Origin of the sequence: Mageeibacillus indolicus UPII9-5 (assembly GCF_000025225.2) — a bacterium.
Taxonomy (GTDB): Bacteria; Bacillota; Clostridia; order Saccharofermentanales; family Fastidiosipilaceae; genus Mageeibacillus; species Mageeibacillus indolicus.
In genome coordinates, this window is the sequence record NC_013895.2 from 960,106 (window position 1) to 974,620 (window position 14,515).

Here is a 14,515-nt window from a genome sequence, read left to right on the forward strand (position 1 = left end):
CGGTTTGTTAGTTTAGCTTAAAAACGGTGTTGTGCTTCATTTTGTTTGCGTTTGCGATTTTTGAGGAAGAAGAAGATCCCGATGACGGCAAGTAAAGCGATCAAGATGAAGGGCAGGTTGTCAAGGAGGACACCGGTAGCGGTCTGTTCTTTATTCTTATAAAGGACATAGTTACCATCTTTGTCCTCACCCAAGATGAATTCCTTGGTTTTGAATGGCGTATTTTCACCAGCCTCAATAGTAATTCCGTTAGCCTTACCCTCAATTCCGGGTGTAGTACCGCCTTGCGCATCGGTTTCTTCAACGGTAACTTTGGAACCGAGCCAGACATTGGAGAATACACCGCTTTGATCATTTTTTAATTTAAATGTGATATCACCATAAGCATTATCAGTTGGGTTCCCTGATTCTGGAGTGCAAAAATATTTGATTTTGCTATCATCATCAGCTGCTACCGTATCAGGTTTGGTGATGTGAACTTTAAATTCGAAAATTTGTGCCTTGAAAAGGTCAGATCCCTCAGCTTTCTTTTCGATCCTCAGGCCTTTTTTCTGCTTGGTTTCATCAGGCGGATTTTGGCCACCCGGCACTATCGGTTTCACTTTTTTGTTATAAATATTGGTGAACTTTAGGCCATTTTCTTCACCAGTTTTGGGATTAGGATTGTATTCAACCTTGGCTTGTTGCGCCGGCGAGTCAGTGCCATCATTGGCATCAGCTACTTCACGTTTGATAAAGATTTTAGATACCATTAGTTTAGTATCCTTTTTGACAACGAAGAAAGAAATCAAATACTTAGCCGGCGACTTCGTCCATTTTTCCTCGTAATCAGTACTATTGGCTGGAGTGATTGCAGCTTCCTCGATTTCATAGGTGAACTGCCCCGGTTTATTCCAGTTAATTGCTTCCAAATTAAGACTTGCATCCTTGTTAATAGTCTTACCTGTTCCTAGTGTTTCGTTACCGTCATATGCTACTGTCGGAGCAACAATAGTAGGTAATTTACCTTTATCATTTTCATTCCCGTTAAAAGAATGTTTAGCAAAATTAAAACTAAAAGTTTTAGCCGGCGTCTTGACCCCAACCGGCAATTTGAGTTTTTTCAAGATTTTCAGTTCCGTAATCGGCTGAGGATCAGCAGCACTTACCGCCGCGCTACCAGTCCATACAATTCCCGAACTGACCAAAGTCAGCAAAGCAACCACAGAGGCAGCTACCTTCTTCAAAAACAGTTTTTTCATAAACTTACCTTCCTTTTAAATCTAATTTATGTTCAAATAGTATATCAATTAATTTCGTCGCCTAATCTTGTGGCTACAAAACTAAATACCTCGGTTACGCACGACACTGAACACTCGGCCACTGATTTCATTCTTTTTTATCGGGCCGAAGATGCGACTGTCCGTTGTTTTATCGCGATTATCACCCAGAATAAAATATTCATCCGGCTTTAAAGTCACCGGGAAAGCGATTCCGGCTTCCAGCGGCCTAGTTTCCTTGAAAATTTTGGGTTCATATTGCCCAGCATCGTTGACCTTTAGGCCGGCGGAGTCGATATTTACCGTATCGCCTGGTCGAGCCACAATACGTGCGGCACGAATTTTGCCTTGATAGCGAAAGGCAATCACCTCACCAACTTTGTACTCGCGCGGCAGGCGATAGAACAAAAGCATATCACCGGGTTCAACATTCGGCACCATGCCTAAGTCATTAACGCGACCGATCCCAAAAACAAAGCTAAAAATCGCCGCCAAAACTACCCCAACCGAAACGACTTTAATCAGGCAACGCAGGGCGGCATCCACGATTGGTCGCTTGTTGAGCCGCGAGAACTCTCCTTGGCCATGATGTGTTTGACGATATTTGCCCAATATATTCCCTGCCATTAACGGCGTTGCCCTATTCAGGTCAGTCTCTGGAACGAAGGGCTTTACTGCCTGATTTCCGGCATTTACTTCTGCAGCGAACTGTTGTGCCGGTATCACTGACAAAAGTTGTTCCGGGATATTCGCCGGCCGCCGCACTTGCTCGGCTACAGCAGTAGATGATTGAGGGGCAGCATTCTTATTAGTCCCTGCCAGATAAAGCGGCCGCACCCCACCTTCTGCCCTGCCACTTACACCTACACTCATAGCAGAATCCATACCGGATACAGAAGCACGACACTGGATATTCACATCGCTATAATCTAAAAATGTAGCTAATTTACGCACGGTTCACCTCCTCTTTTATCTGCAAGCACATATCTATAAGCATCTGCGAGAACTGCCGGCGACCGATCTATGTTTGCGTCGATACAGAATCAAAGCCCCAGTCAAAGCACTGAAGGAACTAATTCCTTGCCAAACAGCTTTGCCGGATAAATCATTGCCGACCGGAATTATCGCCAGATCCTTTTGGACAACTATTGTTATCTGGCACTCAGTAAAATTCTTAGTATAATCACCGTCGACCCCTTTAACGTTCGGATCCTTGTTGTACCACTTATCCTCAGAACGAAATTTCAGGTTGTATACCTTCTGCGTCTCCCCAGGTTTCCATTCAATCCCTTTCACCTGACCGGTAACCTTGGTTTCGTAACGCGTGCATGCCCTATAACCATCTCCCGGTTTGAAGCTATCATTCTTGGTAACATTCTCAATTTTAAGCCCGTTAGGAAGTTTACCTTTGAAAAATTTGCCGTCTGCGGAATCACCTTCGGAATAACCTTCGTAAGTGAGGGCATTGAAATTCGGCTTGCCATAGCTGTCATTGTCAAACTGGTTTTCCTTGTCATAAGCAAAAATTACGGGCGCACGACGTGGATCTATCGGCTGAGAATTCTGCGCCTTACCGTATGGCGGATCAGTAATTTTGCGCTCTTCCTTTAGGGTTAATACCGGTCGGTGATCTGGGCCAAGACTGCAATCCTTTTCGCAGCAGTTCATTATTGGTTTTTTATGGTCTTCTTCGGTATATGCTGGGTCATTATTATGCAAAAAGCGAAAAGTATAGTCGGGAAATTTCACCCCTACATCACCATTTTCCCGCACATGCATATAGTTTTTTTGCTGCTTTTCAGGAATTTTCGGATCACGGTCGTGACTATGGGCGTCAGTAAGTTCCGACAAAATAACTTTATCGTTATACTTTGGATCAGACTTGTAATATTTAATAGTACTTTCAAAGACCTTGTCCTTGACTTCTTTGCGCTCCGCTTGCGTCAATTTATGTTTGTTACGAACATAAATTGTCTCTGGACGTTTTAAAAAATGCCTTCCGCGCATACCAAATGGTCCATGCCATATTGAGCGCTGATACTTTCCGGCACGATTACTAAAGGTCACGCCTATGGGGGTATCCGACGGATCGATCCCATTATAACTGTCAATAGGGAAAGTTACTTCCCAAGTAAAGAATGTGTCTTGTTTTACTGGCCGTGTCACTCTCCAAGCTGTTTTAAAAATTCCATTGTTTAAATATCCACTCACAGTTTCCGCAGCTGTTTTTACACCAGGATCAAGTATGCCATTTTTTCTCAAAGTATCAGTATTAGTATAAAAGGACTCTTCTCTATAAAAATCGGTACTTTTATCCATCTCTTTATACTCTTTACCGGTTGAATCTGTTTTTGTAACAGTTTTATTTTCTAAAATGCCATAGCACCCATGAATATTACTACACCCATGCTCATTTTCAGCATCAATAGCTGTTACTTCTTTTTGAAAATTTAATTTTCCGTTGTTTTTATCATATTCTCTTTCAATAATTTTGACGTGATTTGCTTCATTTTTGGAAAGAGGCAAACACAGATTCACCACTCCATTTTTCCATCCAAAGCCTCCTCCTATCCACGGTCCACCGTCTTTATTAAACGTTATTAAAAAAGTTATCGATTTCTTATCATATTTTTTTCGTTCCACAGTAAAGTTCTTTATAGTAGCATCTAAGCCTTCACCTGTGTTGTCATTAGAAATGTAAAAATAACGATCCATTGCATCAAACTTGTCATCTTCTTCAGCATTTTTAGGATATCCTTCTATAGGAGGATTAGGATCTAAGTACCACAAACCTTCCCTTGTAGCAAAATCTCCGCCTTTGTTTTTTCCGGCCACCGCCTGATACAATTCATTAATCCGCCTAGTCGCCTTTTGCAAAATGCCGTGATATTTCCTAAGTACCTCAACCGAAAGCTTATCCTTATTCGCGGAATAATCAGCTTCAATTTTCGCCAATGCTGCCTTGGTCTCGGTAAGCGTGTCAACTAATTCCTTCAGCTGCTTTTCCTTGCCCAACAAATTCAAAACGATAATCGGATCATCTTTCTTACCAGTTGAGCCGGGAATCCGATCCAATTTTTTCTTATGCAGAAAATCAAACGTCTTGTGCAAACTAGATATATACTCTTCTATTTCGTACATCAGCTGTCTTTTTTCTTGCAATTCAGCCTCGGTTGCCGCCGTAGCTTCCTCAGTCCGCGCGTCGCCGCCGGCTTTCTCCATTGAACCATCATTTTTCCGTGTCAAATCATCATCATTAGCATTATTAACGTAATTGGCAGATTCACCAGATTTAAGCGTATCAGCATGCTTATTCACACCAGAATTCGGACGATGCTCTTCCATTTCCTGTACCGCATAAACGATAGGACAAAATGAACCAGCTGATAAGGCAAGGCATAGAGATATGAGCACAATCAAAGCTTTTTCAGTCCGCAACATAAAATGAACGTCCCTCTTAAAGGCAAAATAAAATTCTTTTGTTTCTAAGTTAGACCTATTTTACAATATAATTATGTTTAAGACTATAGGAATATGTATTATTTTATATTTTTTAACAGCATTGTAATTGTTCTGTTATTTTGCGCAATCAAACAATTTCTATTTCGAACATTTGTAAAATAAGAAAACAAAAAAGAAAATAAAACGCTCCCATGCAAATCGCACAGGAGCGCAAATTACCAAGAATACTAACGCAAAATCCGGATCAACAACATAGCCAAGGTCGAGTCAACAAATAGGCAATATTTCGGTACGCTGCAGTTAGGTTAACTTAATCGCGTCAAGCTTTGGTATAAAGCTTCTTGGAGCGGAAATTCGGGTCAGATGTATAATTAAGCTTCAATTTACGCAAAACATTCTGATCCACCGCGTCCATGATAACCGTTGCATGGGCTTCACAGCCGCTCAATTCAAACAGATGCGACAAGGCGGCATGGCTCAGCGGATTGGTCGTAGCTGAAATTGCCAGAGCAATAAGTACTTCGTCCAAATGCAGACGCGGGTTGTTATTGCCAAGAGACTTTACCTTCAGTTCGGTAATCGGCTCAATTATGTGAGGGGAAATAAGCGGAATGTCATCAATAATTCCACCCAAGGCCTTTAAAGCGTTGAGCAGACAAGCAGATGGCGCACCCAACAGCTTGGTGCGACGACCGGTGACAATTTTGCCGTTAGGCAATTCAATGGCCATAGCATAAGTTTCTGCTTCGGCGGCTTTCTCCCGTGCCGCTTCGACAACTTTGCGATCTTGTGGATCAATCTTAGCCTGCGTCATGATCAATTCCAGCTTATCAATCATGGCCTGTGTCGCATTTCCCTCTTTCAAGTCACACAAAGTTTTATAATAACGCCTTATAATCTCGGCATTTCCAGCCTCCGTTGCGGCAGCGTCATCAATAATACAGAAACCAGCACGGTTAACCCCCATGTCTGTAGGAGATTTATAGGGACAGGTTCCGGATATTTTTTCCATAATAGAGCGCAAGACCGGGAAAATCTCCACATCACGGTTGTAGTTTATCGTAGTGACACCGTAAGCTTCCAGATGGAATGGATCAATCATATTTATGTCATTCAAATCAGCGGTTGCCGCTTCATAGGCACGGTTGACACTGTGTGAGAGCGGTAAATTCCATATTGGAAATGTTTCAAACTTGGCATAACCGGCCTTGACACCGTGCTTGTACTCTTGATACATCTGAGATAAGCAGGTTGCCATCTTGCCTGAACCAGGACCGGGTGCCGTGACAACTACCAGCGGCCGTGAAGTCTTGATATAGTCGTTACGGCCGAAACCATCTTCACTGACAATCTTATTTACATTGCTCGGATACCCTTCGATCGGATAGGAGTAATACGTCGCAATCTCCATCTGTTCCAAGTGCTTGCGGAATTTTATCGCCGCCGGCTGATTGGCAAATTGCGTGATCATAACTGAGCCTACCAAAAGACCTACCGATCTAAACGCATCGATCAAACGCAAAACTTCCATGTCATAGGTAATACCTAAGTCACCACGCACTTTTTCGCCGGCAATATCGGCCGCATTAATCGAAATAATAATTTCGACTTGTTCTTTGAGCTTAAGCAGCATTTTCAGCTTGCTGTCCGGTTGGAAGCCCGGCAAAACTCGTGAAGCATGTCCGTCATCGAACAATTTACCACCAAATTCTAGGTACAACTTGTTGTCAAATTGTTTAATCCTCTCCAAAATATGTTCAGACTGAGTCTGCAAATATTTTTCGTTGTCAAAAGCTAATTTTTGCATATTTTTGCCTCTTTCTAAAGTACCCAATAAAAATCACATAGCGCACATTATACAACTGCATTTACGCAAATTCAATGCAAAGAGGCAAATTTATACCCTCTACTCCGGTAGTAGTCTATGATGGTCGGCAGACTCTGGGGAATCAGCATTTTATCTACGGTGTCATGCATTAAAACCACATAAACCTGTTTAGTCGGGCTGTAACGCATCGACTGAATTATGTATTTCATAACGCCTTCAACTGAAGTCGGGCGCCGCGCCGGAATATCTGCCAAGCCGGCCATAGCATTCCAGTCAATCCAATATACCCCAGCCTCCTTTAGTGCTTCATCAGCCGCCGGCAAATTATTCCATGACATGTGCCCGCCAGGGTATCGCCAAACGTGGGTGAAAAAATCATCGCCCAAAATACGCTTAATTGCAGCTTGAGTTGCTTCCGCCTGTGCCATAATCGTTCTTACATCAGCGTGACGGTTAGGGTACAGCTCATTGTAATTGTGATTAAAACTGTGCATCGCCACTGCGTGACCCTCGGCTTTAATTCTTTGCAGGATCGGAGCCGTTGCCCTGCCCAACGATTGACCACATAAAAAGAATGTACCGGGAACATTTTGCGCGTGCAAAACATCAAGTATGGCGGGGGTGGATTTGGTATTGATACCATCATCAAAGGTCAAGAACACATACTTATCGCCTAAAACATTATTATTGTTGCCAGTTATAATGGAATTAACCTGTTCAACCGCAAAACTTACATAACCTAATTCATTGGTATGGCTGAAAGCACGCTCGCCTTGTTCACCGTCTGCTCGTTGAGCCCCTTTGCCTTCTCCTTGTACATTAGTATTTTCTTTACTGTCAGCCCCGGCCTTGCCTAAATTATCTTCAGCCTTTTCGCCGGAATTATGCTTCGCGCCGTCCAAATTCGAAATACTTGGAGCAGGCGAGTCACCATCACTCCCAGCTTGCTTGCCGTCATTTTCAAACGCGCCCTCTACCAACGAACTTCCAGATTCCGCACTTAAATCAACTTCATTCCACAGCGGGAAGCTAAATTGAGCCGTACCGTAAACTTCTGTAGCCCAAGGCAGAACCTCCGGGCTTGACATGTCGCCAACCGCGCCGTTGTAGGGCCGTTTATCAGATCCCGACATCGTAATATAAAAATATGTTCCTGTAAGTACAGCCAACATACATATTGTCGCGACCAAAATTAAAACTCTATTATGCCGGCTGTTAAAGCTCGAATTTATCACAACCTATTCCTTCTTTCAAATATCCACAATCTTTACCAATCGTTTCCCCTGCTTACTTTTCCTTCAAGTCTGTCCTGCATTTCCAAAATGTCCGCACGGTGCTTGTAGGCCACCTGCCCAGCCTGAATTTGATTTACAAGCTCATATCCGTCGACCTAATTTTGTATAAGGAGTCGTGCCATAGCGATGAACTTCGAGCTTATGGGTGCGGTATAAATAAAACAATACAGCCTGCTGCAAGACTGTAGCCAATATTGCCCCGACAGCCAAAACCGCTAAGTAAATCTTAGCCGGTCGATCAATCACCAATAAGCATGCCACCGGTACCAACAGAAAAAGTACGTTCAATGTCATTCTATACTTATATGGGAAAAGGAAAATACAATCCGGATTATCGGTGTAATACTCAAAAATACCGGGGATATATGAACGCCAATTGCGCTTTAATTTAAGTTCCTCCGCTCGCGGCAAATAATTTGTCACACCATTTTGGCGATTTTCCGCAAATTTACGCGCAATTTCCGCTGGAGATTTGCCCTGTCTGGCATAGAAATCTCGTTCATAGCGTTCATATAGTGCTCGCAATTTCTTCTGCTCTGCTGTCATATTTTGCCCATTCTCATTCATATAACATCACCTATATTTTTATATTTGTCATTATTAATTTGCTCGAATTATTATCGACCCGGCTCCAGTTAGATTATTTACAAGATACCCTATTATTAGTTTTGGCACAAGCGCAATCGGGTGCTATTTTTAATTTGTTAGAGAGATGTAATTTTGCATGTCTACGTAGAAATTCTGGCATCAATTCTTCCACGTAAAATCAAGTGTTTTAGTCTAAAAAATCAAGCTAACTAACGTCGCGTCGATACAGGAGAATTTTGAGATGGAAATATGTTACACATAAGATTGTGAAGAAGTTGTAATTTACTATATGTGAGTCGTCAACTATAGATCGGAGGCTAAGCTAAAACTGATTAGGCCATCAACTTTAGCCTGGCACTGCTCAGATTTGGGTTTCCTCGGCTTCACCGGCTTCACCTAAGACTTCCGCTAAAGTTGGCATGGCCGGTATTGCCCCATGTCGCCCGGCAGTTATAGCAGCAGCTTTATTGGCGAAACTTATCGCACCCATTAGTTGAAGCGATGTTAAGTCCTTAACTGAACCACTTTCCTTTATACAACTTAAAAACGCTCCCAAAAAAGTATCGCCGGCACCATTGGTATCACCTACCTTAATAGGTATTCCCTCAACCCGACCGAACAGATCACCTAAACGGAAGCACGCCCCCGCCGCCCCCAAAGTTACTAAGACCAGCGTGATACCGCGCTTAATCAACTTACTGCTGCCCACTTTAGGGTCATCTTCTCCGGTAAGTAAAAACATTTCTTCATCTGAAACCTTTAAAATATCCGATAAAGATATAGCTGCTTCGATATTTGACAGAGCGGTTGCCTTATCTGGCCACAAAGCAGCTCGATAATTAGGGTCAAAAGTTATTGTCGCCCCGGCCGCCTTAGCCATTCTAACTGCTGCCATAGTAGCCGTGCGCTCAGGTTCAGCAGTAAGACCTACACTGCCGAAGTGGAAAAATTTCGTCTGCGCCAAAAGTTTATACGGTATTTCTTCAGCTGACAAACGAGTATCTGCTCCCGGATTGCGATAAAAAGAAAAGCTCCGCTCTCCTGCAGCATCTAAGGTAACCACTGCCAAAGTAGTGGGATATTCATGATCAACACACAAAGCCGACGTTTCTACCCCGTTATCTCGTAATGTATTGCCCAAAAACTCTCCCCAAGTATCATTACCTACTTTACCGATAAAAGCGGCACGGCATCCTAAACGTGAAGCAGCTACTGCCAAATTGGCCGGCGCTCCGCCCGGGGTGGCTGCCATCAGCATAACGCCTTGCTCATTAACGCCACATTGAGTCAAGTCGATTAAAATTTCACCTATAGAAATAATGTCGTACATAGTTGTTCAGCCCTTTTCTTAGGAAGTTCAGTGGAGATTCGGTAGTTATAATAATATGCTCTTTGTAACCTCAGTAAAAGTGGCCGCCCATTATATATGGACGACCACAATGTTATAAAATATTGTTTCTACAAATACCCGTTAGCACAAGAATTTCCTATGCAGCCTCTTGCACACATTCAAGATCTTCTGTTTGATTTGTGAAATTGCTTGCAGATTGGGCGCTTTCTGGTGTTGCAATATTTTCCGTATATTCACCTCGATCAATTTATTATCAAGTCTAATGGCTTGCTATTGTAAGCAATTCACTTAAAGATATAAGCGGATAATTTACATTCGGACAATCTTTTGCTGATCCAATTCCAGCCACCGGGAATCCCCCGTTAATAGCAGCTTTTACTCCTGCCGCTGCATCTTCAACAACAAGGCAATCGCTTGGTTTCTGATGCAGTTTCTCTGCTGCAGACAAAAAAACCTCCGGATTTGGTTTTGAATGTGAAATTTGATTTCCATCTACAATAACATCAAAGAACTTTCCAATTCCAAGCTTTTCCACAATAAGTGGTGTATTCTTGCTTGAAGATCCGATGGCAAGCGGGATATGGACAGTATGCAGCTTTTCCAGTACTGTCCATGCACCATCTGCTAAATCCTTCGATGTAATATTTTGCAGTAGATTCCTATAGATATTATTTTTCTTTTCTGCAAGCAGATTTTTTTCCTGCTCGGTATAACGGATCGGCGAATTACGCAGAATCAAATTGAGACTTTCCATCCGCGAAACCCCGCGGAGCTGGTCATTAACTTTTCTATTAAAAGGAATGTCCAATTCATCCGCGATTGTTTTCCATGCCATATAGTGATATTCATCTGTATGGCACAGAACACCATCTAAATCAAAAATAATAGCATTCATAGATAAATCCTTTTTCTGAACAATAAAGTTTCTCGCCGTCAACAGAAATGGTGAATCTGGATAGTGCCTGTGGCAATTCCCGACACACTGACCTCTTCGTTTTTCCATTCACAGGTAAGAACCGATTTATTTGTAGTGAATGTTCTTTTCCCTGTTTCACCGGCAACAAGCAGAATCAGCTTTGAATCTGAACTTTGTGAAATAGACTTGCCAAGAGAATCAATATTACTGGCATGTAGAGGTACCGCATAGCCGTCACGGATAAAAACCGGAAATTTCGTAGCTTCCGTTGTGATAATTGTCTGACACCCATGATAGCATTCCCCTGTAAAAAAGGCATACCATTTCCCCTCTGGCAGATAGACTTCTCTGGTAATCTGATTTTCTTCCAACAATGGTGCGACAAGGACAGCATCCCCTAAAAGGAATTCATCTTCCGCTTTGCTTGCGGCTTTGTCCTGAGGCCATTCGTAAACAAGCGGACGCATCATCGGGACACTGTCTGCTACACACCTGAACGCAGTCGCAGTCAAGTAAGGCTGCAGGTTCATCCTGATCCAATGCCAATAACGTATTTCCTCCTCAAATTCAGGAGAATTGTAAGCCATTGCCATATTCCACGGACTGCGCTCATTGTTTCCCTCACCGCCCGGCATTAATTCCTTGAACTGACCACCATCCGGTTCAGAATGCCACTGCATAATCGGGGTGAAGCAGGCGAGCATTGTTGCACGGCGATAGAGGTCCAATGTTGGAAGTGGTCCTGCAAATCCAGCAAGATCAAATCCCCAGAACAGAATACCGCTTAAGGCTGCACTCAATCCAGCAGAAAGGACATGCTGCAGTTCGTCATTTGTAGACTGCTGATCTCCACCCCAATGACATGGCGTTGTATGCTGCCCAATGTAGCCTGCACGGCTGAAAAGGACATGATTATTGCCAAGGAATTTGGTATAGGCACTTGTGTATTGCTGCGGATAGTAATTTCTACTTTCTTTGCCAGTACTGCCATCATAAAAAGCTACTGCATCTGTACAGACAAATTCTCCTCCATCAGTTTTGAACCCATCTACGCCCATATCTAGGAGATATTGTCTTTTTCCAAACCATGTTTTGTAAGTTGCCGGATTAGTGAAATCAGGAATCATTGAACCAGGAAACCAATGTTCCTCTGGAATTTTATAGGGTGTACCATCCAAATTTCGAATGCAGAGAGAACGTTTTACTGCGTCCTCCCAATCCAGATTGTTCTGTCGATTTCTGACTTCACCTTTCCCCTGCTGTTTATACACTGGAACCTGCCAGAGTACTAGGTGAAGCCCTGCCTTGTGCAGTTTGTTAATCATCTCTTGAGGGTTCGGCCAATAAGCACTTTCCGAATAGTCAAAATCACCTACCACAAAAGGTTCTCCATTATGCTTTTCTTGATATTTGGCGCCATTAAAAATATAAAAGGTTGCTTCATCGCTCCATGCTTCCAAGACTAACACTGTGGCTGGAAATTCATGCTTTTTTAGGATTTCAAGCTGTTTCTCCGTTTTCTTTTGCGTATCCCAATGATTTGCAGAAATCCACGGTCCGAAAATCCAGTCGGGCGGAAGGGCTGCTGGTCCCGACAAGGACATATACTCGGAAATCAGCTTTGCAGGCGTCCCTGCATTCAACACAAACTTACATCCGCAGGGTGTATGAAGCGTTATGACATTCTTCTGCGTAAAATCAAATATCAATGTGCTGCCAGACAATGCGCAGAAAGAGAATCCTGTGTCCGTGAAAAAGAATGGTGAAGGGCAATAGCTCTTATCTCCTTGATTGCAGAACTTTTCTTCCACCTCAATTTTCACAATACGATTATTCTGGTTGAGTCCATTATATCGTTCGCCCATCCCATACACCGCAGAATATGGAATACTTATAGTGAGAATTTCCGTCTGATCATTCCAGTACAAAGAAGCTGTCTGGCCGTTTACCGGTATTTTAAGATTGCTGTCTTTCTTATTAGGTTCCCACTCAAACATACGCTCTTATCCTTTCACACCGCCAATCGTAAGGCCTTCCTTGAAATATTTCTGTGCAAAAATATAAACCACCAGAATAGGAATAATCGAAATTAGCGCACCAGCCATTGTCAGATTATACTGGTTCTTATACTGGCCGGACAATGTGCTAAGCAGCAGCGGAAGCGTAAATTTGCTTCTGTCGCTCAGCAAAACCAACGGTAGCAGATAATCGTTCCACATATCCATAAATGCGAGAATTGCCAGCGTTGCCATAGTACTACCACTCATAGGCAGAACAATTTTGAAGAAAATACGCCACATACTTGCGCCATCAATAACAGCTGCTTCAATGTAAGCATCATTGATTGTCTTCATTTTTTGCCGCAACATGAAAATGGCAAATGCATTAAACAATTGCAGCAACATAAACGCATTTAAGCTATTGGTAAGGTGCATATTCGTCATGATAATGAACAGTGGAATAAAGGTAATCTGCGATGGAATCATTAATGCCGTAACATAAATTACAAATACCGCATTACGCCCTTTAAACGAAATTTTAGTCAATGCAAACGCAGCCATGGCGGCGCACAAAAGGCGCACAGCTGTGCAAAGAACCGATACAAAAAAACTGTTAAAAATGGATCTCACAAATTCCGGCATAGCAAAAAGTTTCTTATATGCATCAAACGTTGGCTCTTTGGGAATCCACTCCACAGGAATGCTCATAATAGCTCCGCGGCCTTTTAGGCTGGTGATGATCATCCAATAAAATGGTATACAGACGACCACTGCGACAAAAAGCCCCAACACATAGAATGCCACTTTCCCAATAATACGTTTCTGTTTTAATCCCATCAAAGAAGAATGTTTAGAGTTAGTCATCGTAATTCACCCACTTGTTCTGAAGTTTCATCTGAACCATTGTCAAAAGCAGCAGAATTGCAAACAAAATCCAACTATTTGCAGCGGCCATACCCATTTCATAGTAACGGAAACCATACTTATAAATGCGCTCTACCATAACCATTGTCGAACCAAGTGGTCCACCATCCGGTGTCATAATCATGATTTGTGTAAAAAGCTGGAAAGAGTTAATCAAACTGATAATCAAGACAAAGAAGAGTGTTGGTGTCAGCAATGGCAAAGTAATCCTTGTAAATTGTTTAATTTTCCCAGCGCCGTCAATTGCTGCTGCATCATAGTATTCCTGATTGATTCCCTGAAGTCCGGACATCAACATGAGACCAAAGTATCCCATATCTTTCCAAACAGAGGCTAAAACAATTGCAGGCATTGCCCACTTGGAACTTTGAAGCCACGATGGGCCATCAACACCGAACAATGCCAGAATATTATTGATGGCACCATACTCTGGGCTAAGCACCCATTTCCAAATCAACGCCCCAGCAACCCATGATGTGATAACCGGGATATAGTAAAGAACGCGGAAAACTCCAACACCTTTCACATGGCTATTTAAAATGAGTGCAACAGTCATAGCGGCGATAAGTATCAGAGGAATGTAAAGAACCACGAATTCCAGCGTATTCCCAATCACCTGATAAAACTCTTTTGACGTAAGAATTTCTTTATAGTTCTCTATCCCCACATAGAATTGATTCATGAATCCGCTAAAATCGCTGAACAGCGTTAGTTCACTCAATCCATCCCAACTGGTAAAGCTGACAAAAATTTGCATAATCATTGGGATGATACTGAACACAACAAAAGCAGCCAAACTTGGAAGCAAAAAAGGTAACGCTGTTTTCCAGCTTGCCAATCGGGAATTTTTCATATTCTATAACCTCTCCGATAAAAGCACGGGAACAGGCTC

The 14,515-nt window shown here is 42.6% G+C and carries 11 protein-coding genes; all 11 read right to left on the reverse strand.

Annotated features, from left to right (window positions below; genetic code table 11):
• Positions 1-17: 17 nt before the first annotated feature.
• Positions 18-1,241: a DUF7601 domain-containing protein gene (locus HMPREF0868_RS04295; RefSeq protein WP_012993478.1), complete on the reverse strand. Its 1,224-nt coding sequence runs from the start codon at positions 1,239-1,241 to the stop codon at positions 18-20.
• Between the two features lie 81 nt (positions 1,242-1,322).
• Positions 1,323-2,213 (reverse strand): signal peptidase I, encoded by an 891-nt coding sequence (gene lepB, locus HMPREF0868_RS07935; protein ID WP_012993479.1) that lies wholly within the window; start codon positions 2,211-2,213, stop codon positions 1,323-1,325.
• Between the two features lie 33 nt (positions 2,214-2,246).
• Positions 2,247-4,700, reverse strand: a complete 2,454-nt coding sequence (locus HMPREF0868_RS04305; protein WP_012993480.1) for a hypothetical protein — start codon at positions 4,698-4,700, stop codon at positions 2,247-2,249.
• 340 nt (positions 4,701-5,040) lie between these two features.
• Positions 5,041-6,528, reverse strand: coding sequence for a DUF1846 domain-containing protein (locus tag HMPREF0868_RS04310; protein ID WP_012993481.1), 1,488 nt, complete (start codon positions 6,526-6,528; stop codon positions 5,041-5,043).
• Between the two features lie 71 nt (positions 6,529-6,599).
• Positions 6,600-7,784, reverse strand: a complete 1,185-nt coding sequence (locus HMPREF0868_RS07940) for a polysaccharide deacetylase family protein (RefSeq protein WP_049779000.1) — start codon at positions 7,782-7,784, stop codon at positions 6,600-6,602.
• A gap of 141 nt (positions 7,785-7,925) precedes the next feature.
• Positions 7,926-8,411, reverse strand: coding sequence for a hypothetical protein (locus tag HMPREF0868_RS04320; RefSeq protein WP_012993483.1), 486 nt, complete (start codon positions 8,409-8,411; stop codon positions 7,926-7,928).
• A gap of 382 nt (positions 8,412-8,793) precedes the next feature.
• Positions 8,794-9,762, reverse strand: a complete 969-nt coding sequence (locus tag HMPREF0868_RS04325) for a carbohydrate kinase family protein (RefSeq protein ID WP_012993484.1) — start codon at positions 9,760-9,762, stop codon at positions 8,794-8,796.
• Between the two features lie 280 nt (positions 9,763-10,042).
• On the reverse strand, positions 10,043-10,678 hold the full coding sequence (gene pgmB / locus HMPREF0868_RS04330) for a beta-phosphoglucomutase (RefSeq protein WP_012993485.1): 636 nt from the start codon (positions 10,676-10,678) through the stop codon (positions 10,043-10,045).
• A 38-nt stretch (positions 10,679-10,716) separates the two neighbouring features.
• A complete protein-coding gene (locus HMPREF0868_RS04335; RefSeq protein ID WP_012993486.1) occupies positions 10,717-12,696 on the reverse strand; it encodes a glycoside hydrolase family 31 protein in 1,980 nt (659 codons plus the stop codon).
• 6 nt (positions 12,697-12,702) lie between these two features.
• The gene (locus HMPREF0868_RS04340; protein ID WP_012993487.1) at positions 12,703-13,563 is read right to left on the reverse strand and encodes a carbohydrate ABC transporter permease; all 861 of its coding nucleotides are present in this window, start codon (positions 13,561-13,563) and stop codon (positions 12,703-12,705) included.
• Positions 13,556-14,476 carry a carbohydrate ABC transporter permease gene (locus HMPREF0868_RS04345; RefSeq protein WP_012993488.1) on the reverse strand — a complete coding sequence of 307 codons (921 nt, stop codon included), beginning with the start codon at positions 14,474-14,476 and terminating at the stop codon, positions 13,556-13,558. The genes HMPREF0868_RS04340 and HMPREF0868_RS04345 overlap by 8 nt, the downstream gene beginning before the upstream one ends.
• Positions 14,477-14,515 lie beyond the last annotated feature (39 nt).